The 21670-nt window shown below is 67.8% G+C and carries 20 protein-coding genes and 1 riboswitch; of the genes, 11 read left to right on the top strand and 9 right to left on the bottom strand.

What is annotated here, in order from left to right:
- Positions 1-9 precede the first annotated feature (9 nt).
- Positions 10-873 carry a DMT family transporter gene (locus FHS82_RS17710; RefSeq protein ID WP_166955365.1) on the bottom strand — a complete coding sequence of 288 codons (864 nt, stop codon included), beginning with the start codon at positions 871-873 and terminating at the stop codon, positions 10-12.
- A 107-nt stretch (positions 874-980) separates the two neighbouring features.
- On the opposite strand from FHS82_RS17710, the gene FHS82_RS17705 reads away from it, so the two are divergent.
- The 5 genes from FHS82_RS17705 (at position 981) to FHS82_RS17685 (ending at position 5645) form a co-directional block, all read left to right on the top strand.
- The gene (locus FHS82_RS17705; RefSeq protein ID WP_166955363.1) at positions 981-2384 is read left to right on the top strand and encodes an aminotransferase-like domain-containing protein; all 1404 of its coding nucleotides are present in this window, start codon (positions 981-983) and stop codon (positions 2382-2384) included.
- A 207-nt stretch (positions 2385-2591) separates the two neighbouring features.
- A complete protein-coding gene (locus FHS82_RS17700; RefSeq protein ID WP_166955361.1) occupies positions 2592-3176 on the top strand; it encodes a DUF2796 domain-containing protein in 585 nt (194 codons plus the stop codon).
- 2 nt (positions 3177-3178) lie between these two features.
- Positions 3179-3880, top strand: a complete 702-nt coding sequence (locus tag FHS82_RS17695) for an ABC transporter ATP-binding protein (RefSeq protein ID WP_166955359.1) — start codon at positions 3179-3181, stop codon at positions 3878-3880.
- Entirely contained in the window at positions 3877-5127 is a 1251-nt protein-coding gene (locus FHS82_RS17690) for an ABC transporter permease (protein ID WP_166955357.1), read from the top strand. The genes FHS82_RS17695 and FHS82_RS17690 overlap by 4 nt, the downstream gene beginning before the upstream one ends.
- 11 nt (positions 5128-5138) lie before the next feature.
- Positions 5139-5645: a DUF3299 domain-containing protein gene (locus tag FHS82_RS17685; protein WP_166955355.1), complete on the top strand. Its 507-nt coding sequence runs from the start codon at positions 5139-5141 to the stop codon at positions 5643-5645.
- A 5-nt stretch (positions 5646-5650) separates the two neighbouring features.
- Here the strand turns inward: FHS82_RS17685 and tenA are convergent, their stop codons facing one another.
- The 4 genes from tenA to FHS82_RS17665 all read right to left on the bottom strand — a co-directional run bounded on the left by tenA (position 5651) and on the right by FHS82_RS17665 (position 8413).
- A complete protein-coding gene (gene tenA, locus FHS82_RS17680) occupies positions 5651-6334 on the bottom strand; it encodes a thiaminase II (RefSeq protein ID WP_166955353.1) in 684 nt (227 codons plus the stop codon).
- Between the two features lie 13 nt (positions 6335-6347).
- Entirely contained in the window at positions 6348-6992 is a 645-nt protein-coding gene (locus tag FHS82_RS17675; protein WP_166955351.1) for a TenA family protein, read from the bottom strand.
- A 22-nt stretch (positions 6993-7014) separates the two neighbouring features.
- Positions 7015-7497, bottom strand: coding sequence for an NUDIX hydrolase (locus tag FHS82_RS17670; RefSeq protein ID WP_166955349.1), 483 nt, complete (start codon positions 7495-7497; stop codon positions 7015-7017).
- A gap of 31 nt (positions 7498-7528) precedes the next feature.
- Positions 7529-7660, bottom strand: a riboswitch (TPP riboswitch).
- Between the two features lie 48 nt (positions 7661-7708).
- Positions 7709-8413 carry a TetR/AcrR family transcriptional regulator gene (locus FHS82_RS17665; protein WP_166955347.1) on the bottom strand — a complete coding sequence of 235 codons (705 nt, stop codon included), beginning with the start codon at positions 8411-8413 and terminating at the stop codon, positions 7709-7711.
- Positions 8414-8531: 118 nt separating this feature from the next.
- On the opposite strand from FHS82_RS17665, the gene hlyD reads away from it, so the two are divergent.
- Genes hlyD through FHS82_RS17645 form a run of 4 tightly spaced genes read left to right on the top strand, consistent with a single transcriptional unit; the run spans position 8532 to position 13568 of the window.
- Positions 8532-9530, top strand: a complete 999-nt coding sequence (gene hlyD, locus FHS82_RS17660) for a secretion protein HlyD (RefSeq protein WP_166955345.1) — start codon at positions 8532-8534, stop codon at positions 9528-9530.
- Positions 9527-11293, top strand: a complete 1767-nt coding sequence (locus FHS82_RS17655; protein WP_166955343.1) for an ATP-binding cassette domain-containing protein — start codon at positions 9527-9529, stop codon at positions 11291-11293. The genes hlyD and FHS82_RS17655 overlap by 4 nt, the downstream gene beginning before the upstream one ends.
- Positions 11290-12462: an ABC transporter permease gene (locus tag FHS82_RS17650; RefSeq protein ID WP_166955341.1), complete on the top strand. Its 1173-nt coding sequence runs from the start codon at positions 11290-11292 to the stop codon at positions 12460-12462. Before FHS82_RS17655 ends, FHS82_RS17650 begins: the two co-directional genes overlap by 4 nt.
- 5 nt (positions 12463-12467) lie before the next feature.
- Positions 12468-13568: an ABC transporter permease gene (locus tag FHS82_RS17645; protein ID WP_166955339.1), complete on the top strand. Its 1101-nt coding sequence runs from the start codon at positions 12468-12470 to the stop codon at positions 13566-13568.
- A 62-nt stretch (positions 13569-13630) separates the two neighbouring features.
- Here FHS82_RS17645 and FHS82_RS17640 read toward each other — a convergent pair whose 3' ends face one another.
- The 3 genes from FHS82_RS17640 to FHS82_RS17630 form a co-directional block, all read right to left on the bottom strand.
- Entirely contained in the window at positions 13631-14383 is a 753-nt protein-coding gene (locus FHS82_RS17640) for a hypothetical protein (RefSeq protein WP_166955337.1), read from the bottom strand.
- Positions 14380-16854, bottom strand: coding sequence for a Lon protease family protein (locus tag FHS82_RS17635; protein ID WP_166955335.1), 2475 nt, complete (start codon positions 16852-16854; stop codon positions 14380-14382). The genes FHS82_RS17640 and FHS82_RS17635 overlap by 4 nt, the downstream gene beginning before the upstream one ends.
- Before the next feature lie 120 nt (positions 16855-16974).
- Entirely contained in the window at positions 16975-18324 is a 1350-nt protein-coding gene (locus FHS82_RS17630; RefSeq protein WP_166955333.1) for an NtaA/DmoA family FMN-dependent monooxygenase, read from the bottom strand.
- A gap of 301 nt (positions 18325-18625) precedes the next feature.
- Between FHS82_RS17630 and FHS82_RS17625 the strand changes: the two genes are divergently transcribed.
- Together FHS82_RS17625 and FHS82_RS17620 are read left to right on the top strand one after the other, a co-directional pair.
- Positions 18626-20248 carry an FAD-dependent oxidoreductase gene (locus FHS82_RS17625; RefSeq protein ID WP_208394316.1) on the top strand — a complete coding sequence of 541 codons (1623 nt, stop codon included), beginning with the start codon at positions 18626-18628 and terminating at the stop codon, positions 20246-20248.
- Complete coding sequence (locus FHS82_RS17620) at positions 20245-20568, top strand: 4Fe-4S dicluster domain-containing protein (protein ID WP_166955331.1); 324 nt, start codon at positions 20245-20247, stop codon at positions 20566-20568. Before FHS82_RS17625 ends, FHS82_RS17620 begins: the two co-directional genes overlap by 4 nt.
- Before the next feature lie 26 nt (positions 20569-20594).
- Here FHS82_RS17620 and FHS82_RS17615 read toward each other — a convergent pair whose 3' ends face one another.
- Entirely contained in the window at positions 20595-21668 is a 1074-nt protein-coding gene (locus FHS82_RS17615) for a cytochrome-c peroxidase (protein ID WP_166955329.1), read from the bottom strand.
- Positions 21669-21670: the final 2 nt, after the last annotated feature.

The raw sequence follows: 21670 nt of genomic DNA, 5'->3' as shown, positions 1-21670 counted from the left end.
TGATGTTTCTTATGCGGAGAATTTCCGCGCGCCGGCGACGCACACCACCACGCCGAGCGTCACGGCCAGCATCGCTCCGCTCACGGTCTCGTGCAGCAACATGGCCGCGAGGCCGAGGCCGAGGAACGGCTGGAGCAGCTGGAGCTGCCCGACGGCGGCGATCCCGCCCAGCGCCAGCCCGCGATACCAGAAGACGAAGCCGATCAGCATGCTGAACAGCGAGACGTAGGCCAGCCCCGTCCACGCGGGCGCGCCCACCTGCGCGAACGACCCCGGCATGGTGAGAACGGCGAGGGGCAGCATGACCGGCAGCGACAGCACGAGCGCCCAGGAAATCACCTGCCAGCCGCCAAGCCTGCGTGACAGGCGCCCGCCCTCCGCATAGCCGAGCCCGCACATCACGATGGCGGCGAGCATCAGCAGATCGCCGGCGGAAACCGCGCCCGTTCCCCGCGCCATGGCATAGCCGGCGACAAGTGCGCTGCCGGCGAGCGAAAACAGCCAGAAGGCCGGGCGCGGGCGCTCGCCGCCCCGCAGCACGCCGAAAATCGCGGTGGACAGCGGCAGCAGGCCGATGAAAACCACCGAATGGGCGGAGGACATATGCTGCAGGGCGAGCGCCGTCAGTAGCGGAAAGCCCACGACCACGCCGAGCGCGATGACCGCGAGTGGCAGCAGGTCCCGCCGCTCCGGGCTTTTCTGTCGGAAGACGAAAAGCAGCCCGAGCCCCAGCATGCCGGCGATGGCGGCCCGCGCCACGGTGAGGAAGACCGGGTCGAAACCCGTCACCGCCGCGCGCGTTGCCGGCAGCGAGCCGGAGAAAATCGCCATCCCGATAAATCCGCTTATCCAGCCGCTGGCCGTCCTGTCCATCGCATGCTCCGTTCGTTTCCCGCGCCAGAAAAGCACGACGGCATCGACTTGCCAGAGACAGTTCAATACAATCACACCGAACTGTTATGGTCAGGAGGGCATTACAGATGGACGAGCAACCGGAGGAGTCACGCACGGGAACGCGCATTGAGGCCGTCATGGCGGTAATCCGCTCGCGGATCGCCGCGCGCTCCCTGCTGACGGGGGCGCGGTTGCCGTCCGTGCGGCTGCAGGCGCGGGCCATGAAGGTTTCCGTCTCGACCGTGGTCGAGGCCTATGAGCGGCTGGTGGCGGAGGGCATCATCCGCTCGCAGCCGGGCTCCGGTTTCTACGTCTCGGGTCCGCTCGCGCCATTCTCACTGGCGGAAATCGAGCCGAAGCTCGACCGGGAGGTCGACCCGCTGTGGATATCGCGCCAGTCGCTGGAGGCGGACGACGGCGTGCTCAAGCCCGGATGCGGCTGGCTGCCCGCCTCATGGATGCACGAGGCCGGGATGCGCCGGGCGTTGCGTGCGCTGGCGCGGGCCGGCAACGGGGAACTCGCGGACTATGCGACACCGCTCGGCCTGCCGGCGCTGCGCGGGGTCCTCGCGCGGCGGATGGCGGCCAGCGGCATAGAGGCCGCGCCGCAGCAGATCATGCTCACCGAATCCGGCACGCAGGCCATCGACCTGATCTGCCGCTTCCTGCTGGAGCCGGGCGATGCTGTGATCGTTGACGACCCCTGTTACTTTAACTTTCATGCCTTGCTCAAGGCGCACCGCGCGAAGGCCGTGGGTGTGCCCTACACGCCGAACGGGCCGGACATCGAGGCATTCACCGAGGCCGTTCAGGCGCATGCGCCCCGCCTCTACATCACCAATTCGGCGATCCACAACCCGACCGGCGCGGTTCTTTCGCCGGTGACGGCCCACAGGCTGCTGAAGCTCGCCGAGCGCTCGAACCTCGTGATCGTCGAAGACGACATCTTCGCCGATTTCGAGCTGACGCCAGCGCCGCGGCTGGCCGCCTTCGACGGGCTCGCGCGCGTCGTCCATATCGGCAGCTTCTCCAAGACGCTTTCGGCGTCGGTGCGCTGCGGCTATATCGCGGCGCGGCCTGAGTGGATCGAAAGCCTTGCGGACCTCAAGATCGCGACCAGTTTCGGGGGAGGGCGGCTGGCGGCCGGCATCCTGCTCGCGGCGCTGACGGACGGAGGCTACCGCAAGCACCTGGAAACGGTGCGTGCGCGGCTGGCGGGCGCGATGGAAACGACGGTTGCCCGCCTCGGCGCCATCGGCATCACGCCGTGGATCGTGCCGAAGGCGGGCATGTTCCTCTGGTGCCGGCTGCCGGACGGTATCGATGCCGCAGCAATCGCGCGCACCTGCCTCAAGGAGGGCGTGGTGCTTGCCCCTGGCAACGCTTTCAGCCAGTCGGGGACGGCGAGCGGTTTTCTGCGCTTCAACGTCGCGCAGTCCACGGACGCGCGCCTGTTCGACGTTCTGGCGCGTGCGCTCGCCGTGTCATAAAAAGTATGACGTTATCATATAACGTAACTTGGCTAAAACATAATAACGTAACGTATGCAACAGATGCCAAACCGCCCGGAAGCGTCGCGATCGATACCGGTCCGCGCAAGACGACGTTCCTGCGCGGCGTCTGCCGCTTTCCGCCATCGAGGACCCGGATCCATGAATTACCTCAGGGAAACCGCAGTAACCGGAAAAGGAATTTCCATGAAACGCCTTGCAATCGCGCTTCTCGCCACGGCCGCCGTCTCCCCCGCGCTGGCTCAGGAGCATCGCGAACTCGGCGCGCATGAGCACGGCGTCGGCCGGCTTGAGATTGCCGTCGAAGGCAGCCGGATCGCCATCGGGCTTGAGGCCCCGGGCGCGGATATCGTCGGCTTCGAGCATGCTGCCAGCAGCGCCGGGGACCGCGCCGCGCTGGACCAGGCGATCGCCGTTCTGGAGAAGCCGCTGGAGCTTTTCGTGCTGCCCGGCGGCGCGCAATGTGTGGTGACGGAAGCGGCCGCGCGGCTCGTGGACGAGGAAGAGCACGAACACGAGGCCCACGACGACAAGGCCCATGAGGGCGAGAAGCACGCCGATCACGGGCATGAGGCGCAGCACACGGAGTTCCGTGCGAATTACGTGCTGACGTGTGCCAGCCCCGCGGCGCTCACGGGTATCGAGTTCGCCTACTTCAAGCTTTTCCCGAATGCGCGCGAGCTTGAAATCCGGTTGATCTCGGAAAAGGGGGCGAAGAGCTTCGAGGTGGGGCGCGATGCGCCGGCTCTCGATCTCAAGGGGCAGCTCTGATCTTGACCGGTACGGACAGGATACTCGTTCTTGAGGATGTCCGGTTTCGCTGGCCGGGCCGGGCGTCCTTCAGCCTCAACGTGCCCCGTTTCGCCGTGAACGGGGGCGAGACCGTGCTGCTGCTGGGCGAGAGCGGCTCGGGCAAGTCCACGCTGCTCTCCCTCATCTGCGGGATCGTGGTGGCGGAGGCCGGCAGCGTCCGGGTTTGCGGCACCGATCTCGCGTCGCTCGCACCGGGCGCGCGGGACCGTTTCCGCGCGGAGCAGATAGGCGTCATCTTCCAACAGTTCAACCTGCTGCCCTATGCGACGGTGCGGGACAACATCCTGCTGCCTTTGCGCTTCGCGCCCGGGCGGCGCGCACGGGCGGGCGACGCGGGGGCGGAGGCGGCGCGGCTGTGCGCGGCGCTCGGCCTCGCCGCCGAATTGCTCACGGTGCCAGCCGGGCGGCTCAGCGTCGGCCAGCAGCAGCGCGTCGCGGTCGGGCGGGCGCTGATCGGGCGTCCGCTGCTGATCGTGGCGGACGAGCCGACGTCGGCGCTGGACGCCGGCACGCAGAACGCCTTCCTCGACCTGCTCTTCGCCCGGTGCCGGGAGGGCGGCACCTCCCTGCTGATGGTCAGCCACGACGAGCGGCTGGGCGCGCGCTTCGACCGCGTACTGGACCTGTCCGGCATCGCCACGACGGGGAGGATGGCGGCATGATCCTGCGCCTTGCCTTTGCCTCGCTTCTTGCCCGCTCGCTCACCGTCGGCATGACGATCCTCGCCATCGCGCTGTCGGTTGCCCTGTTTCTCGGCGTCGAGAAGGTGCGCACGGGCGCGCGGGCGAGCTTCGCCGATACGATCTCGGACACCGATCTCATCGTGGGCGCGCGCTCGGGTTCGGTCCAGCTCCTGCTCTACTCCGTCTTCCGTATCGGCAACGCCACGAACAATGTGACGTGGAAGAGCTACCGGGACATCGCTGCCCGGCCGGAGGTGGCGTGGATCGTGCCGATCTCGCTCGGCGACAGCCATCGCCAGTTCCGCGTCATGGGCACGACGGCGGAGTTCTTCGTGCGCTACAAGTATCGCGGCGGCCGCTCGCTCGCGTTCGCGCAGGGGCGGGGGCTCGGCGATCTTTACGACGCCGTGGTCGGTGCCGACGTCGCGGCGACGCTCGGCTATTCGGTCGGCGATCCGATCGTTGTCGCGCATGGGCTCGCCTCTTTCTCGGAGCATGCGGACCAGCCCTTCCGCGTTGCCGGCGTTCTGGCGAAGACCGGCACGCCTGTCGACCGCACCGTGATCGTCGGCCTGGAGGCGATCGAGGCCATTCACGTGGACTGGAAGAGCGGCGCGAAGATACCCGGCCAGACGACGCCGGTGGAGGCGATCCGGCAGATGGATCTGACGCCTACCGCCATCACGGCCGCCATGGTCGGCGTGCGGTCGCGGCTGCAGGTTTTCCAGCTCCAGCGCTGGATCAATCAGTATCCCGAGGAACCGTTGCTCGCCGTGCTGCCGGGGCTGGCGCTGCAGGAACTCTGGCAGATCGTCGGCGTGGCGGAGACGGCGCTGGTCGGCGTATCCGCCATGGTGGTCATCACCGCGTTGATCGGCATGATGGCAATGATCTTCGCGAGCCTCAACGAGCGGCGGCGCGAGATGGCGATCTTCCGCGCCATGGGGGCGCGTCCCACCACGATCCTCGGGCTTTTCGTGCTGGAAGCGGCCCTGATGGCGGCCGTCGGCGCCATGCTGGGCGCGGCCCTGCTTTACGCCGCGCTGGCCGTGGCGCAGCCGTGGATCGACGCGGCCTTTGGCCTCTGGCTACCGCTGGAGCCGCCCGGCGCGCGCGAAGTTCCGGTGTTGCTCGGTGTCGTGGGTGCGGCCACGCTGGTCAGCCTGATTCCGGCCCTGCGAGCCTACAGGCTTTCGCTGGCCGACGGCATGATGGTGAAAATATGAGGTGCGCAAACATGAGCAACAGTCTCTCCCGGCGCGGCTTCGGCGGCGGGCTGGCCGCGTGCCTGCTCCTCTCGGGGCCGGCCCGCGCGAAGGAAGTTGTCGAACTGACGTGGGACGATCTGCTTCCTGCGGGCGTGCCGTCCCGTCCGCCCGCGCTCAGCGGCGTGATCCAGCACGACGCGGCGCCTCTCGCCCGCCAGCAGCCGGTCTCGTCGGGCGTGCGGACCGAGTGGAACGGCAAGACGGTGCGCATTCCGGGTTTCGTGGTGCCGCTCGAACATTCGGGCACGGGCGTCGTGACGTTCATCCTCGTGCCGTATGTCGGCGCCTGCATTCACGTGCCGCCGCCGCCCGCGAACCAGCTCGTGCTGGTCACCACCGCGCGCCCCTATGAGATCAGCGACCTGTTCGAGCCCGTGCGGGTGACGGGCGCGCTCGCCACCGCCGCGACGGCAACCGAGCTGGCGGAGATCGGCTATACCCTGACGGCCGAGCGCATCGAAGCCTACAAGCCCTGAGAGCGCTATCCGGCGGGATCGTTGCGCCGTTCCTCAGCGATGTCGAACGCCATCTGCCAGAAATCCGCCTCCAGGCGCGATGCCTTGGCGAAGATGCCGACGAGTTCGTCGAACCGCCGCGCCGTCAGTGCGCGTTCCGCCAGGCGGTCGATGTGGGCGATGGCAGCGCCGGCCGCTTCCTGAAAACACGCGCCAGCATATTCGCCGATCCACTCCCGGTAGGGATGGTCGGCGGCAGCGTCCAGCGCCGGGGCGAGCCGCCTGCCGATTTCTGCATAGCCGATCACGCAGGGGGCGAGCGCGACATGCAGGTCGAGCAGGTCGCCCGAAAGGCCGCAATCGAGCACATAGCGCGTGTAGGCCACAGTTGCCTGATGCTCGGGCGTGGCTTCGAGCGTGGCGGGCGACAGGTTCCAGCGTTCGCACAGGCGCACGTGCAGCTTCATCTCGTCCATGATCACGTTGAGCGTGGTCTGCGCCGTGCGCATGTCCTCCAGCGACCGGCTCTTGTAGACCGCCAGCGCATAGGCGCGCGCGAACTGGATCAGGAACAGGTAATCCTGCACGAGATAGGCGCGGAACACCGCCTCCGGCAGGGTTCCCGCTTCCATCCTGCGGATGAAGGCGTGGTCGACATAGCGTGTCCAGTCTTCGCGGGCGGCTTCCTTCAGGCGCTCGAAAACAGTCATGTCAGTGTGCTCCTCAAACGTCATGGGCGGCGTCGAAGAACGCCAGTTCGAGCGCGACCGCGCGGCGGAAGAAATCGTGCGCCGTGTCGCTCGCCTGCGGTCCAACGCGGTCGAGTTCCCCGCGCAGGAAAGCCACGAAATCGCGGAAGAACGGATTGTCGTGCAGGGTCACCCATTCGGCGTGGACGAAGTTGTCCGGCAGCGGCTGCGGCGCGCGGGAGGCCCAGTCGAGATAGAGCCATTCCGCCACAACGAGCACGGCGAGCACCGCAGCATAGTCGCGCGTGCCTGCCGCCTCCCGCATCAGGGCCTTGAAGCCGGCAGTTGGCGCCGTGTCCGGCTCTTCCGCGCGGCGCGCCTCGCTCACGCCCAACGCCTCGAAGGCGCGCAGAAAATAGGTGTTCTCCTCGCCGGAGACCATGCCGGCGAAGCGGCCGAAGCGCAACCGCGCCTCGAAGCTGTCCGCGGTGGCGATCGCTGCGCCCAGAAGCGTCAGGAAGCTGTCGAGAAAACGGTGATCCTGGATCAGATAGCGCGCCATCACGCCATCGGGAACGGCGCCGTCGAACAGCTCCCGGACGAAGCGGTGCTGCACGGCCTGCGACCATGTGGATTCGTTGGCGCGGCGCAGGATTTCGGTGAAGGTGTCGTCGCTCATCGTGTTGTTCCTTTTCTGGCGATCATGGCAAACTGTCTTCGGCAATGCCCGCGGCCCGCCGCGCGACGTCGGCCACGTCGCGGCTCAGCGGCAGGCTGGCGTCGTCGAGTTCATCGGGAGTGAACCACCGCGCTTCCAGCGCGTCATCCGCCGCGACGGGCTCACCCGCTATCCAGCGGCAAAGGACGGCGATCAGGATGAAGTGACGGCGAAGCCGGCCATCGGCCGCGCGGTCGAAGGTGTCGAGGGCGGTCAGCACGCGCCGCGCCTCTCCACGGACGCCGGTTTCTTCCAGCAGCTCGCGTACGGCTGCGTCCGCGATCGCTTCGCCTGCTTCGATTTTCCCGCCCGGGAATCCCCACAGGCCGGCGTCGGGAGGATTCGCCCGCCGCACAAGCAGCACCCGACCCTCGTGAAACACGACGGCGATGACCGCCGCGACGGGACCGCGTGCCCGGCCGTCCGGAGAAGGGGCGGGGTTTTCCGTGTTTTCTGTTGGATTCATGGCGGCCTCGCATGGGAGGCCGGCGAAGGAGTGAGGCTAACAGACCCGTCCCTTCGCCGGCATGACCCGGATCAGGTTCAAAGGGTCACTGCGCTGCGCGTTATCGACGGATTCCGGGCCAGCAGTATCTCAGCCCCTTGTCGGGGCACCCCTCGGTAGCGGCCTTCATAACACAAAGCCGGGGTGCGGGCAGCGATATTTGCGCTGTCGGTTAACGTTCCGTTCCGGTGGCATCGTCCGGCTCGTCCTCGCGCCGTTCCGCGTCTCCGAGGACCAGCGACAGTTGCGCGTCGACGATCTCGACGAGATCGACCGGCGGGTGCTTGGTCATGAACCTGTTCCACAGCAGACCGGTGACAACGGGGGCAACGAGGAGCTGGGGAAAGCGGCGGATAGCGTCCAGCCGGGGTGTGCTTCCGTCCTCCATCAGCTTCGAGATGCGCTGCAGGATCGGCTCCAGAACCGCCTGGATGTAGATATCCACAAGTTGCGGGAAGTGATGTCCTTCCGTCAGGGCGACGAGCGCGACGCCCGCCCTGCCGGAATTCTGCAAATCCGCCACGGCCCCGAGCATGAAGGCACGGAAGGCTTCGACTGGGGAGGCGTCTGTTCCGCTCTTTCCGTCCCGGTCTCCTTCCGGCGGCAGCAGCGTCTCGTGCACGACGCCTGCGAAGAGGTCTTCCTTGCTCCTGAAATACAGGTAGAGCGTGCCCTTGGCGACGCCGGCCCGCTCGGCCACCGAAGAAAGCCGCGCGTTCGCGAAACCTCTCTCGGTGAACTCGTCCACGGCCGCCCGCAGGATGGCGGCGCGCTTCACCTGCTTTTTAAGGCGCATACGGTCGGATGCGGGTTTCACCGCTTCGGGTTCCGCCGGTGCGGATGTTTCCGGAGCGTCGGGGCGTTGCTGGTCTGTCATGAGCTGTTCCGTCACAGGCGGATAGTGGCATGAAACAAAATGACCTGCCAGTCATTTTATCATTGAAAAATGACTGGCAGGTCATTATCGTGTTCACAGGTATCGGGAATCCTTCGACATGAAGCACGGAACCCTCATCATCCTGCTTATCGCCGCCGCTCTGGCCGGCGGCGGGGCGTATTACTGGGATAGCCGGCAACCCCGGGGGCAGGTGCTGACGCTCGGCGGCAACGTCGACATCCGCGAGGTCAACCTGTCGTTCCGGGTCGCCGGGCGCGTCGACCGTGTGGAGGTGGACGAGGGCGACCGTGTCGTCGCCGGGCAGGTCGTCGCGCGGATTGACCCCGAGCCGCTCCGGCAGGCGCTGGCGCAGGCGGAGGGTGCGCTCGCCGCCGCGCAGGCGAACGAGGCGCTTCTGAAGGCGGGTACGCGCGCCGAGGACATCGCGAGGCTGGGGGCGCAGGCGGAAGGCCTTCGCGCGGCTGCGGCCAACGCGCAGACGACGTTCGAGCGCCAGCGGACATTGCAGACGACGAACATAAGCTCCCGGCAGGCGCTCGACAACGCGCGCGCGGCGCGCGATCAGGCCAATGCCGGGCTTGAAGCCGCTCAGCAGGCCTACCTCGCCGCACGCAACGGCGCCCGCCCGGAGGAACTGGCGCAGGCGGCGGCGCAGCGGCAGGCGGCGCAGGCGCAGCGCGATGCGGCGGACCTGCAGCTGCACGACGCGACACTGGCGTCGCCGAGCGCGGGAACCGTCCTGACGCGCGCTGTCGAGCCCGGCACCATGGTTGCCGCCGGCACGACGGTCGTCACGCTCTCGCTGGATCGCCCGGTGCGCGTGCGTGCCTACGCACGGGAGCCCGATCTCGGCCGCGTTGCGCCGGGCACGAAGGTGCTCGTCTATACGGATGCCCGTCCCGGCGAGCCCTACGCCGGCACGGTCGGCTTCGTCTCGCCGCGGGCGGAGTTCACGCCGAAGCAGGTGGAGACGCAGGATCTGCGCACCGCGCTGGTCTACCGGCTGCGCATCGTCGTCGACAACGCCGACGACCGGCTGCGGCAGGGCATGCCGGTGACGGTGCGCCTCGCGGACGAGGCGCAGCCGAAACCATGAGCGAGCCGGCCGTCCTGCTCCGGGGTCTGGGCCATCGCTACCCGGAACAGGGCAAAGGCGAATTCGCCCTTGCGGAGGTTGATATCGCCATCCGTTCCGGCATCATCACCGGGCTTGCGGGCCCCGACGGCGCGGGCAAGACGACGCTGATGCGCATCATGGCCGGCCTGCTGAAACCCTCCGCCGGATCGGTGGCGGTTCTCGGGCTCAATCCGGTCGTCGACGCGGGGATCCTGCATCTCAAGGTCGGCTACATGCCGCAGAAATTCGGGCTCTACGAGGACCTGACCGTGATGGAAAACCTCGTGCTCTACGCCGATTTGCGCGGCGTGGGCGGCGAGGCGCGCAAGGTGCAGTTCGAGCGGCTGCTCGATTTCACCGACCTTCGCCGGTTCACGGAGCGCCTCGCCGGCAAGCTCTCAGGCGGCATGAAGCAGAAGCTCGGCCTGGCCTGCACGCTGATCGGCACGCCGGAGCTTTTGCTCCTTGACGAGCCGGGCGTGGGCGTCGATCCGATCTCGCGCCGGGATCTCTGGGGCATGGTGACGAGCCTCGCCAAGGGCGGCATGGCGGTCGTCTGGGCCACGGCATATCTCGACGAGGCCGAGCGTTGCGACGAACTCTGCCTGATGAACGAGGGCAGGCTGATCTTCGCCGGCACGCCGGCCGAACAGATCGGGCGGATGCGGGGGCGCTGCGTGCAGGTCCGTAACCTGTCCGGCAACCGCCGCCATTTCCTGCGCAAGGCGCTCGGCAGCACGGGCGTGGTCGACGGCGTGATCCAGGGTGAGAGCGTCCGCCTCGTGCTGAAGGAAGGCACCGCAATGCCGGACGCCGGCCTGATGGCGAGCGAGGCGGGCGCGAAGGCCGTCCCGGTCGAACCACGTCTGGAGGATGCTTTCATCGACCTCGTGGGCGGCGGGCCGGACGGCCGTTCCGTTCTCGCCGGCACCATGCCGGATGTGAAACTGCCCGAAGGCGTCGATGCGGAGGCGGTGATCCGTGCCCGGGAGCTGACGCGCAAGTTCGGCGATTTCACGGCGACCGACCATGTCACCTTCGACGTCAGGCGCGGCGAGATTTTCGGCCTGCTGGGACCGAACGGCGCGGGCAAGTCCACCACCTTCCGCATGATGTGCGGCCTGTTGACGCCGACTTCCGGCGAGGCGCAGGTGATGGGCATCGACCTGAAGCGCAGCGCTGGCGAGGCGCGCCAGAAACTCGGCTACATGGCGCAGAAATTCTCGCTCTACGGCAACCTCGGCGTCGAGCAGAACCTGCTGTTCTTCTCCGGCATCTATGGCCTGAAAGGGCAAGCGCGGGAGAAGAAGGTCTCCCAGATGATGGAGAGCTTCGATCTGGTGCGCTACCGGCGCACCAACGCAGGGGAACTGCCGCTCGGTTTCAAGCAGCGACTCGCGCTGGCCTGCGCGCTGATGCACGAACCGCCGCTGCTCTTTCTCGACGAGCCGACGTCGGGCGTCGACCCTGTGACGCGGCGCGAATTCTGGATGCATATCAACGCGCTCGTCGACAAGGGCGTCACCGTGATGGTGACGACGCACTTCATGGACGAGGCGGAGTATTGCGATCGCATCGCCCTGATCTATCGCGGGCGCATGATCGCCGCCGGCCCGCCCGACGCGCTGAAGCACCAGGTCGCGAGCGACGATCTGCCCGACCCCACCTTCGAGGACGCCTTCATCCGCCTGATCCAGCGCGACGACGAGGCGCAGCGTGACAAGGAGGGCAGGGCGACATGACACCGACTCCGCCGGCGCCCGCCGGGACATCTCCCTCTTCCGCCGGTTTTTCGTTCCGCAGGCTCACCGCTCTCTGCGTGAAGGAAACGCGGCAGATCGTCCGCGATCCGAGCAGCCTGCTCATCGCCATCGTGCTGCCGGTCGTCCTGCTGTTCATCTTCGGCTTCGGCATCTCGCTCGACACCAACAGGCTGGCTGTCGGCGTGGTGATGGAGGATCGCGGCGTCGAAGCCGTGCGGCTGGCAGCCGCCGCGGCGGGTTCGCCCTACATCGAGCCCGTCTTTGCCGACACGCTGGCCGAGATCAGTGAGAAACTGACGCGCGGGGAATTGCGCGGCATCATCGTCATTCCGCAGGATTTCACCGCGAAGGTGCAGGCTGGCGGCGGCGAGGCGAGCCTGCAGGTGCTGACGGACGGGTCGGAGCCCAACACGGCTAATTTCGTGGCGAGCTACGCGCGGGGCCTTTATGAAAGCTGGCTCGCCGCAAGGGCCGACGCCTACGGCGTGCCCTTCAGCGAGGCCATCTCCATCGAGCCGCGCTACTGGTTCAATCCCGCCACCATCAGCCGCAACTACCTCATTCCCGGCTCTATTTCGGTGGTGATGACCATCATCGGCGCGTTGCTGACCTCGCTCGTCGTGGCCCGCGAATGGGAGCGGGGCACCATGGAAGCGCTGCTGGCGACGCCCATGCGCCGCGCGGAGCTGCTTCTGTCGAAAAGCCTGCCCTATTACGTGCTGGCCATGCTGGCCATGGCCATCTGCGTCCTCATCGCCGTCTTCATCATGAACGTGCCTTTCCGGGGCTCGATCGCCATCCTGCTGCTGTCGACGAGCCTGTTCCTTGGCAGCGCGCTGGGGCTCGGCCTTCTGCTGTCGACCACGACGCGCAACCAGTTCAACGCCGCTCAGGGCGCGCTCAACGCCGCTTTTCTGCCCTCGGCCCTGCTGTCGGGCCTGATCTTCGAAATCGCCTCGATGCCGGCGGCTGTGCAGGCGGTCACGTATCTCGTTCCCGCCCGCTACTTCGTGAAGATCATGCAGACGCTGTTCCAGGCGGGCGACGTGTGGGCCATTCTCCTGCCGAACATGCTTTTCCTGCTGGTTTCGTCGATCTTCTGGCTTGGCCTCACGACGTGGCGGACGCGCCGCAGGCTGGATGGGTGAGGCCCATGTGGAACCGTATCGCCGCTCTTGTTATCAAGGAACTGCAGCAGCTTCTGGCCACCCGGCGCAACATCATGATGCTGCTGACGCCGCTCATCCTCCAGCTCGCCATTTTTCCCTTCGCGACCACGCTGGAGGTACGCAACGCAACGCTCGCGATCCTGAACGAGGATCAGGGTGCCGTGGCGACCGAACTCGTCCAGCGCCTCGCGGCGGCCTCCGCCTTCAGCGAGGTGAGGGCCGTGCATGACGGCGACATGCTGCGGCAGACCATCGACGCGCAGGCGGCGCTTCTCGCCATCCGTATCCCGCCGGACTTTTCCGGCAAGGTTCTGACGGGACAGCCGGTGAGCCTGCAGGCGCTGATCGACGGACGGCGATCCAACGCCGCGCAGATCGCCTTTTCCTACATCCAGCAGATCGTCGCGGATTTCGCGCAGGAACGCACCGGCCAGACGCTGCCGGCGACGCTCGTCGTCCGCAATCTCTACAATCCCAACCTCGAATATCGCTGGTTCGTGCTGCCGAGCCTCGTGGCCATCATCGCAACCGTCGGCTGCCTGCTGGTGACGGCGCTGTCGCTCGCGCGCGAGCGGGAGGAGGGCACCTTCGATCAGCTGCTGGTGACGCCGCTGACGCCGGCCTACATCATGCTCGGCAAGGCGGTGCCGGGCGTTCTCGTCTCGATGACGCAGGGCGGGATCATCGCGCTTGCCGCCGTCTTCCTCTACCGCGTTCCCTTCACCGGGCCGGTGTGGCTGCTGGCGCTCGCCACCTTCGCCTACGCGCTGGCGCTTTCCGGCGTCGGCCTGCTGATCTCGGCGATCTCGACCAGCCAGCAGCAGGCGTTCCTCGGCGTTTTCTGCTTCATGGTGCCGTCGGTCGTGCTGTCCGGCTATCTGGCGCCAGTGGAAAACATGCCGACCGTGCTGCGCTGGCTGAGCGCGGTCAATCCCCTCACGCATTTCATCGCGATGTCAAAGGGCATCTTCCTGAAGAGCTATGGCCTGTCCGAGGCGAGCGGCCCGCTTCTGGCGTTGCTTGCCATTGCCGCCGTTTCCCTGGTTGCTGCCCATACGGTGTTCTGGCAGCAGACGAAATCGTGACCGACCCGGACAGGGCCACGCCGGCGCGCGCCTTGATCCGCCAATGCCGTCAGGCGGGGCGGTCATCCATGGTTTTCCGGCCGCCGCGGCGGCTCTGCCGGTTCGGCGGGCCTGTCCTCCCGCAGGATCAGCACGGGAATCCCCCGCCGCAGCATCGCTGCCGGCAGGTCCGTGTCGGCGGGCATCCGGCCGAAGACGGCGAGTCTCGGCGTCGGGAAGCCCGGTCCGGGTGCTACCGGGATGCCGGGCGTTTCCGGCAGTCTCAGGTGCAGCAGGCGCTCGCCGGCGGAGGCCGCGATGGCGGCGGCCGTGGCGAGCGCCGGCTCGTCGCTTCCCGCCGTGAAGGCGACAACCGGACCCTGCCGCCGCGCGATCCGGTAAGGCACGAAGAGCATTCCGGCTGCCCCCTTCGGTTCGGCCTCCGTGCGCGTGGGGGCGGGTTCGCCGGCGCCGCGCGGGGGCACGACGACGATGTCCTCCGCCTCAGGCATGCCGTTCAGGGCGGGGGCCGTTTCGAAGAGATAGCGGGCGGAGCAGGCGCCCGCCACCTGCGCGAACAGGCGGCGCGAGGCCGCTGCGGCGAGTTCCATGGTGGCGGAGGCGTCCTCGATCGTGTGCCATTCCCGCTCCGGCAGCCGGAACTCGCGAACGGCGGGCAGCCCGGCGAGCCTGGCGACGTTCTCGTCGCGGACGAAGCGGCCGAGCAGGTCGATGCCCATCAGGCGGGCGAGGTCGCCCGCGAGCCGCACTGCCTCCGTGTGGAACGCGCCGCCGCGCAGATGGATGACGATGCGTCTGTAGCGCCGGTCGCTCATGAGGCATCCTCCGCCGTTCCGGAGCCTTCCTGCGCGGCGGGGTTCGCCTTGCCGAAACGCTGGAGCGTTTTCGCGTAATCATGCAGCCGCTGTTCGACGCGCCCGTTGAGCGTGTCCGCCGGATAGCGACCGTCCTCCCCGCGCTCTCCCGCCGGAAGCCCGGTCAGCAGTTGAAGACCCTCGTCGATGGACGCGACGGGGTAGATGGAGAACCGGCCCGCGGCGCAGGCGTCGACGATATCCTTGCGCAGCATCAGGTGCTGGACGTTGGATCGCGGGATCGCGACGCCCTGCCGTCCCGTCAGCCGGCGCGCGTTGCAGACGTCGAAAAAGCCCTCGATCTTCTCGTTGACGCCGCCGATGGCCTGCACCTCGCCGTGCTGGTTGACGGAGCCCGTCACGGCGATGTCCTGCCGCAGCGGCGCGTCGGCCAGTGCCGAGAGCAGCGTGTAAAGCTCCGCCGAGGACGCGCTGTCGCCTTCCACTCCGCCGTAGGACTGCTCGAAGACGAGGCTCGCGTAGAGCGACATCGGCGCATCGAGCGCATAGCGGCCGGCGAGAAAGCCGGCAAGGATCAGCACCCCCTTGGAGTGGATCGGCCCGCCGAGCTTCGCTTCCCGCTCGATGTCGACCACCTGGCCGCCGCCCGGCCGCACGCGGCAGGTGATGCGCGTCGGCCTGCCGAAGCGGAAGCCGCCGAGTTCGATCACGCTGAGCCCGTTGATCTGCCCGGTCGTCTTCCCTTCGGTGCGGATGAGGGCGATGTCCTTGAGGATCGACTCCTTCGAGCGATCGCGCAGGCGCGACGCCCGCCACTCGCGCTTGTCGAGCGCCCGGGCGACATGCTCGGCCGAGATGACGCCTTCGCCCGCCTCGCCGGCCCAGAAGTCCGCCTCCATGGCGACGTCGCGGATGAGATCGACGAGGAGCGTGAGCTTGCCCGCGTCGTCGGCGAGCCGCGCCGCATGCTCGACCAAGAGGGCGACGCCGTCGCGCGCGATGGGGCGCAGGCCCTCGCGTCCGGCGACGGAGGCGACGAGCCGGGCAAGCGCCGCCTCGCTGTCGGGCGTGCGGGTGATGTCGTCCTCGAAATCGGCCAGCACCTTGAAATGCTCGCTCAGTTCCGGGTCGATGCTCACGAGCAGATAGTAGAGCATCCGCTCGCCGAACAAGATGACCTTGAGATCGAGCGCGATCGGGGCCGGCTCCAGCGTGACGGTGCTGGTGAGGCCGAGGACGCGGCCGGCATCCTCGATCGTCACCTTGCCCTGTCCGAGCGCACGCTTCAGCGCCGCCCAGCTGAACGGCTCGGTCAGCAGGCTGCGCGCGTCGAGGAGCAGGTAGCCGCCGTTGGCGCGGTGGAGCGCCCCCGCCTTGATGAGCCGGAAGTTGGTGACGAGCGCCCCTTGCCGGGAAAGGTATTCCACGCGGCCGACCAGGTTGCCGAGCGTGGGGTGCAGTTCCTCGATGATCGGCAGGCCACGTGCGTCGGGCTCGCGCGTCACCAGCACGTTGACGAGGTAACGGTCGAACGGCCCGCCGGTGCCGGAGTCGACGACGATCGGCTCGCCGCCTTCGCCCTTCATCACGAACATGGCGACGTTCTCGATGAGGTCGCTGCGCACCGCCTCGAACTGCGCGATCACCGCCGGAAGGTCGGCAAAGTCCGCCTTGGCCTCGTCTATCGACTGGCCGATGGCGAGCGTTGCCATGTCGCGGTCGAGCTTGCGGACGTCGTCGCGGCGCTCCTTCTCCCACGCGGGAACATGGCGCATGATGCGCTCCAGCTCCTTTTCGAGCGGGAGGATGTCCTCCTGCACCTTCTGTTGCTTGTCCTTGTCCCAGTTGCGGAACTCTTCAGGCGGCACCACCTGCCCGTCGCGGGCCGGCGCGAGGGTGAAACCCATCGGCGTGCGCAGCAGGACGAGTTGTTTCTCCCTTGCCTTGCCGTGTAGCGCGGTGAATGCGTCCGCCTGCTTCTTCTGAAACACTTCCTCGATGGCGCCGCGGCGGGTCTGGTACTCTTCGCTCGAAAAAGCGGCCGGCAGGGCGGCGCCGAGATCGTCGATCAGGGCGCGCATGGCCTTGCTGAACTGGGGCGCCCGTCCGGCGGGGAGGGCGAGCGCGATGGGGCGCTGCGGATCGGCGAAATTGTTCACGTAGACCTGGTCCGGCGGCGGCTCGTCCGTCGCCGCCAGCGGCTCCAGCATCGAGCGAACGGTCCGGCGCATGTCGGCCTCCGCCCGCCCGATGACGAACAGGTTGAAACCGGGCTTCGCGATCTTGGCGGCGAAGCGGACGGCGTCCACGGCGCGGTCCTGCCCGGCGATGCCGTCGAGCGGCGGCACGTCCGCCGTCGACGTGAAGATGAGGCCGGACAAATCGGCGCGGCGGTAAAGAAGTTCCGGCGAAAGCGCTGCCGGCGTGGAGGGGGGCGTTCCGCTGTAGGGCAGGTCAGAACCTGATGGCATGATGGCCTTGGCTCCTTTTTTGTCGCCGTCGTCGCGAACGGCGTGCCCCATATTACACCGCCATCGGTGCCGCGAACAGCGGTCGCGGCACCGGTTTGCGCGGCACCCTTCCGTGTCGGGTCAGGAGGCCTTTTCATGCGGTTGCGCCACGCGGGCGGGGCTCCTGGCGGGGAAGGGCAGGCCGTAGCGCTCCCGCACCGTGTCGCCCGCATATTCGCGCCGGAACACGCCGCGGTCCTGCAGCACCGGAATGACCTTGTCCACGAAAAGGGAGATGTCGTCGGGCGCCACAAGCGGCTGCACCGTATAGCCGTCGACCGTGCCGTCCTGCCAGAGGTCGATGAGCTGATCGGCCACGTCCTCGGGCGTGCCGAGCACCAGACGATGATGCCCCTCGGAGCGGCGCACGGCCTGCCGGGGGGTCAGCGTTTCATGGGTCAGGAGTTCGGACAGGCCGAGCGCCATTCCCACCGCCCATTGCCGGTTCTGGTCCGGCACGAAACGCGCGGGGTCGAGCGGCGCATCGGGGTCGAAGGTCGCGAGGTCGAGGCCCGACTCGATGGCGAAGCGGCGCAGGAGACCGTCTTCGGAGCCCGTGCCGCTCAGGATTTCGTGCTTGCGCAACGCCGCTTCGCGGCTTTCGGCCACCACCGGCACCACGCCGGGCACGATGCGGATGCCGGCGGGATCGCGGCCGAGGGCGCGCGCCCGGTTGCGCAGCCTCTCGCCGAAGGCGCGGCCGGCAGGGCGGGAGAGAACATTGGCGTAGATGATCTCGCCATGCAGCGCGGCGAAGTCGATTCCCCGGTCGGAGGCGCCCGCCTGCGCTAGCACCGGATGGCCCTGCGGCCCCCACGGCACGTTGAGCGGGCCCCGCACCGAGAAGAAACGGCCTTCATGCGCGATCTCGTGCGCGGCCGACGCATCCCAGAAATGGTCGGGCGGCACCTCGCCCGATTCCGCCGGGTCCCAGCTCGACCAGAGCTGCTTGGCCACGTCGACGAACTCGATGGCGCGGGCGTAGCGCACCTCGCGCGGCGGCAGCGGCTCATTGCCGAAATTGGCCGCGACTGCCGGATTGAACGAGGAAACCAGATTGACCACGAGCCGCCCGCCGGTCAGCACGTCGATGCTCTGCGCCCGCCGCGCGAGGTTGTAGGGTGAGTTGTACGTTGTCGAGATCGTCGCCACGAGCCCGATGTCCGGCACCTGCCCGGCGAGGAATGTCAGCAGGATCAGCGGATCGAGCGTGTGCAGCGGTCGCTGCCCGGAGTCGCGCATCAGGGCCGGATGGTCGGAGAGGAACAGCGCATCGAACCGCCCGCGATGCGCGAGCTGCGCCAACCGGAGGTAGTAGGCCGGATCGGTGATGTCGGCGGCGCTGCCGCTGCGCACCTTCCATGCGCGGCCGCCGTAGCCCGTGGTGTTGATGCCGATGTTGAGGTTGAGCTGCCGCTGGGGCGTTGTCATCTCCGTTCCTTTCCGGGCCGGAGCATCATCCAGCCCGACAGAACCGGATGATGCTCCGCTGTTGCAGGGCGGTCGCGGGCGCCCGCATAATCCATAATACGACTATGTCTATAATGTTTATGATTAATCGGGCAAGCGGTTTTCACGGCCCGCGGGCGTGGCCGCCGCACCGGTAAGGGGGGCCGGCAAATTTTTTTGCTTGACGCTTGCGCCGACTAATTTAACTATTCAATTTATAGAATTAATATATTTATTGCAGCGAGTCAGGCATTCGGAAACCGGCCCTGGGAGACACGGAACCATGACGATCTCATCCACCATCGCGAACATCGCGGAGCCGTCGGCCTCGCTCGAACTCGACGCCGATGTGCTCGTCATCGGCGGCGGGCCGGCGGGAACCTGGGCGGCGATCGCCGCCGCTGGCAAGGGCGCGCGGGTCGTGCTGGTCGACAAGGGCTTCTGCGGCTCCTCCGGCGCGACGGCGCCTTCCGGCACGGGCGTGTGGTACGTGCCGCCGGATCCCGCCCGCCGCGGCAAGGCCATGAACAGCCGCTGGGATCTCGGCGGGCGGCTCGCCGATCCGGCCTGGATGCGCCGCACGCTCGACCAGACGTACAGGAACGTCAATCACCTCGCCGAATGGGGCTATCCCTTCCCGAACGACGGCGAGGGGCGTCCCATCCGCGTCAGCCTGAACGGGCCGGATTACATGCGGTTGATGCGCAAGCGCACCAAGGCCGCCGGCGTCAAAATCCTCGACCAGAGTCCGGCAACGGAGCTTCTGCGCGATGAAACCGGCGCGGTGGCCGGCGCCGCCGGCGTGCGCCGCCAGAAGGGCGATACGTGGCTCGTGCGGGCGGGCGCGGTGGTCATCGCCACGGGCGGCTGCGCCTTTCTGAGCAGGGCGCTGGGCTGCAACGTGCTGACGGGCGACGGCCTGCTGCTGGCGGCCGAGCTTGGCGCGGAGCTGTCGGGCATGGAGTTTTCCAGCGCCTATGCGATGGCGCTGGAGGGCGGCTCGGTCACCAAGACGCGCTTCTACGAGTGGGCGAGCTTCACGTTCGAGGACGGCAGTCCCGTGCCGGGCGCGGCGTCGAAGGGCGGGCGCTCCGCAATTGCCCGCGCGCTGGCCACCCGGCGGGTGTTCGCCCGGCTTGACAAGGCGGACGCCGAAACCGAGCAGGCAATGCGCCACTCGCAGCCGAACTTCTTCCTGCCGCTCGACCGCGCGGGCATCGATCCGTTCAGCGAGCGCTTCCCGATAACCCTGCTTCTGGAAGGCACGGTGCGCGGCACCGGCGGCCTGCGGATTGTCGACAACGGCTGCGCCACTACGGTGCCGGGACTTTACGCCGCCGGCGACGCGGCGACGCGGGAGCTGATCTGCGGCGCCTTCACCGGCGGCGGCAGCCATAACGCTGCCTGGGCCATGTCCTCCGGCTTCTGGGCCGGGAGTTCGGCTGCCGGGCACGGGCGGGATTATCGCGGCCGTTCTCGCCGCTATCTGCGGGCGGGCGGCGCCGGCGTCGCCGACGGAACGGGCCGCGCCATCGACGCCCGCGCGCTCGTCAGCGCCGTGCAGGCCGAAGTGACCCCTTATGAGCGCAACTATCAGCGCTCGGGCGAGCGGCTTGCGGATTCGCTTGGCCGTCTGGATGCCCTGTGGTCCGGCATCCACACCGCGCAGGCCGCTTCGCTGGACGAGGCGCAGCGCACCCGCGAGGGCGTCGCCATGCTCGCCACCTCCCGCTGGATGTACCGCAGCGCCCTGTCACGGACGGAGTCGCGCGGCATGCACAAGCGCGAGGACTTCCCGGAGAAGGACGATGCGCAGCTTCACCACACGATCGCCGGAGGCCTCGACGAGGTCTGGATCGGTCGCGAACGCGCGTCCGCGCCGGAGCAGGAGGTGCTGGCAGCATGATCGAGGTCATCAGCGAGGATCGCTGCACCAGCTGCAACATCTGTGTCAACATCTGCCCGACCAATGTCTTCGACGCGGTGAAGGGCGGCATTCCGCTCATCGCCCGTCAGGACGACTGCCAGACGTGCTTCATGTGCGAGGCCTACTGCCCGGAAGACGCGCTCTATGTGGCGCAGAAGGCGGACGGCGTGACGGGCGTGACCGCAGCCGCGCTTGAGGAACAGGGCGCGTTCGGCAGCTACCGGCGATCGATCGGCTGGACGAAGGAGGGAAGAACCCGCCCGGCGCCGGAGATCATGAGCCGTCTGGACCATCATTGAACTGATCCGGGGCATGTTCCCCCGGATCAGAGCGTTTTCAGGAACGCGACCAGCGCGGCCTTCTCCTCCGCGCCGAGGTCGAGCGGCCGTATGTGCGGTGACAACGCCGCCGCATGGGGATACATCGGATCCGCCGCCTCGCGGGCATTCCGCGCCCATACCTCGCCGCCGCCGCGCGCGTAGAAGTTGACGACACCTTCCAGGCTGCGGACGTGGCCGTGATGCATATACGGCGCGGTGTCCGCGACGCTGCGCAGGCTCGGCGTCTGGAATCGGCCGATGTCCTCCGGCCGGCTCGTCACCCGGTATCGACCGAGATCTTCGCGCGGCTCGCGAAACGACGAGAGGCGGAGGTTGTGAAAACCGTCGTCGGTGAGGCGCGGTCCGAAATGGCAGTTCGCGCAGCCGGCCTTGGTTCGGAACAGATGAAGTCCCTCGATCTCGCGGTCCGATAGCGCGTTGTGGTCGCCGGCCAGGAAGCGGTCAAACCGGTTCTCGCGCGGTTGCGCCACGAGATAAGCCGCGAGAGCTTCCGCGAGGCGCGGGGCGTCGATCCCGCTTGTGCCGAACGCCTCCCCGAACGATGCCCCATAGCCGGGCGACTCCTTTATGCGGGCCAGGACATCCCCGAGACCGGCGTTACCCATCTCCGACCTGTCGGTCAGCGGCATCAGCAGCCGTTCGTGAAGGCTGACCGGCGCGCCGTCCCAACCGAAGGCGGAGCGCGCGGGCGTGTCAAGAAGCGCGGTCGGATTGCGCAGGCCCGGCGTGCCGTCGTGCCCGAGGGCATGGGCCGAGCGGATCGTGAAGCCGGCGGCCGGATCGTGGCAGGACGCGCATGACAGGGAACCGTTCACGGAAAGGGCGGGATCGGCGAACAGTCGCGCGCCGAGCATCGCCTTGCGGGCTGCCCCTTCCGCCGCCGTGGTGACCGGCAGGGGAGCGAATTCGACGAAGTTCACGCCGTTATCGAGCGTCGCGGCCGGCCATTCGCTCACGGGTCCGGAGTAGGCCGCGCGCAGTGCGCCATCCGAAGAACCGCGTGCCGGCACCAGTCCCAGCAGGGCGGCGACAAACAGATAGCGGGCGCCGCGCAGCATGC

Source organism: Pseudochelatococcus lubricantis (assembly GCF_011762225.1).
Taxonomy (GTDB): domain Bacteria; phylum Pseudomonadota; class Alphaproteobacteria; order Rhizobiales; family Beijerinckiaceae; genus Pseudochelatococcus; species Pseudochelatococcus lubricantis.
The sequence above is the reverse complement of the archived record's forward strand: the minus strand, read 5'-3'. Positions and strand labels throughout refer to the sequence as shown.

Coding starts and splice junctions, on each gene's coding strand:
- FHS82_RS17710 (WP_166955365.1), bottom strand. CDS start 873: ATGGACAGGACGGCCAGCGGCTGGATAAGCGGATTTATCGGGATGGCG.
- FHS82_RS17705 (WP_166955363.1), top strand. CDS start 981: ATGGACGAGCAACCGGAGGAGTCACGCACGGGAACGCGCATTGAGGCC.
- FHS82_RS17700 (WP_166955361.1), top strand. CDS start 2,592: ATGAAACGCCTTGCAATCGCGCTTCTCGCCACGGCCGCCGTCTCCCCC.
- FHS82_RS17690 (WP_166955357.1), top strand. CDS start 3,877: ATGATCCTGCGCCTTGCCTTTGCCTCGCTTCTTGCCCGCTCGCTCACC.
- FHS82_RS17685 (WP_166955355.1), top strand. CDS start 5,139: ATGAGCAACAGTCTCTCCCGGCGCGGCTTCGGCGGCGGGCTGGCCGCG.
- tenA (WP_166955353.1), bottom strand. CDS start 6,334: ATGACTGTTTTCGAGCGCCTGAAGGAAGCCGCCCGCGAAGACTGGACA.
- FHS82_RS17675 (WP_166955351.1), bottom strand. CDS start 6,992: ATGAGCGACGACACCTTCACCGAAATCCTGCGCCGCGCCAACGAATCC.
- FHS82_RS17670 (WP_166955349.1), bottom strand. CDS start 7,497: ATGAATCCAACAGAAAACACGGAAAACCCCGCCCCTTCTCCGGACGGC.
- FHS82_RS17665 (WP_166955347.1), bottom strand. CDS start 8,413: ATGACAGACCAGCAACGCCCCGACGCTCCGGAAACATCCGCACCGGCG.
- hlyD (WP_166955345.1), top strand. CDS start 8,532: ATGAAGCACGGAACCCTCATCATCCTGCTTATCGCCGCCGCTCTGGCC.
- FHS82_RS17655 (WP_166955343.1), top strand. CDS start 9,527: ATGAGCGAGCCGGCCGTCCTGCTCCGGGGTCTGGGCCATCGCTACCCG.
- FHS82_RS17650 (WP_166955341.1), top strand. CDS start 11,290: ATGACACCGACTCCGCCGGCGCCCGCCGGGACATCTCCCTCTTCCGCC.
- FHS82_RS17645 (WP_166955339.1), top strand. CDS start 12,468: ATGTGGAACCGTATCGCCGCTCTTGTTATCAAGGAACTGCAGCAGCTT.
- FHS82_RS17640 (WP_166955337.1), bottom strand. CDS start 14,383: ATGAGCGACCGGCGCTACAGACGCATCGTCATCCATCTGCGCGGCGGC.
- FHS82_RS17635 (WP_166955335.1), bottom strand. CDS start 16,854: ATGCCATCAGGTTCTGACCTGCCCTACAGCGGAACGCCCCCCTCCACG.
- FHS82_RS17630 (WP_166955333.1), bottom strand. CDS start 18,324: ATGACAACGCCCCAGCGGCAGCTCAACCTCAACATCGGCATCAACACC.
- FHS82_RS17625 (WP_208394316.1), top strand. CDS start 18,626: ATGACGATCTCATCCACCATCGCGAACATCGCGGAGCCGTCGGCCTCG.
- FHS82_RS17620 (WP_166955331.1), top strand. CDS start 20,245: ATGATCGAGGTCATCAGCGAGGATCGCTGCACCAGCTGCAACATCTGT.
- FHS82_RS17615 (WP_166955329.1), bottom strand. CDS start 21,668: ATGCTGCGCGGCGCCCGCTATCTGTTTGTCGCCGCCCTGCTGGGACTG.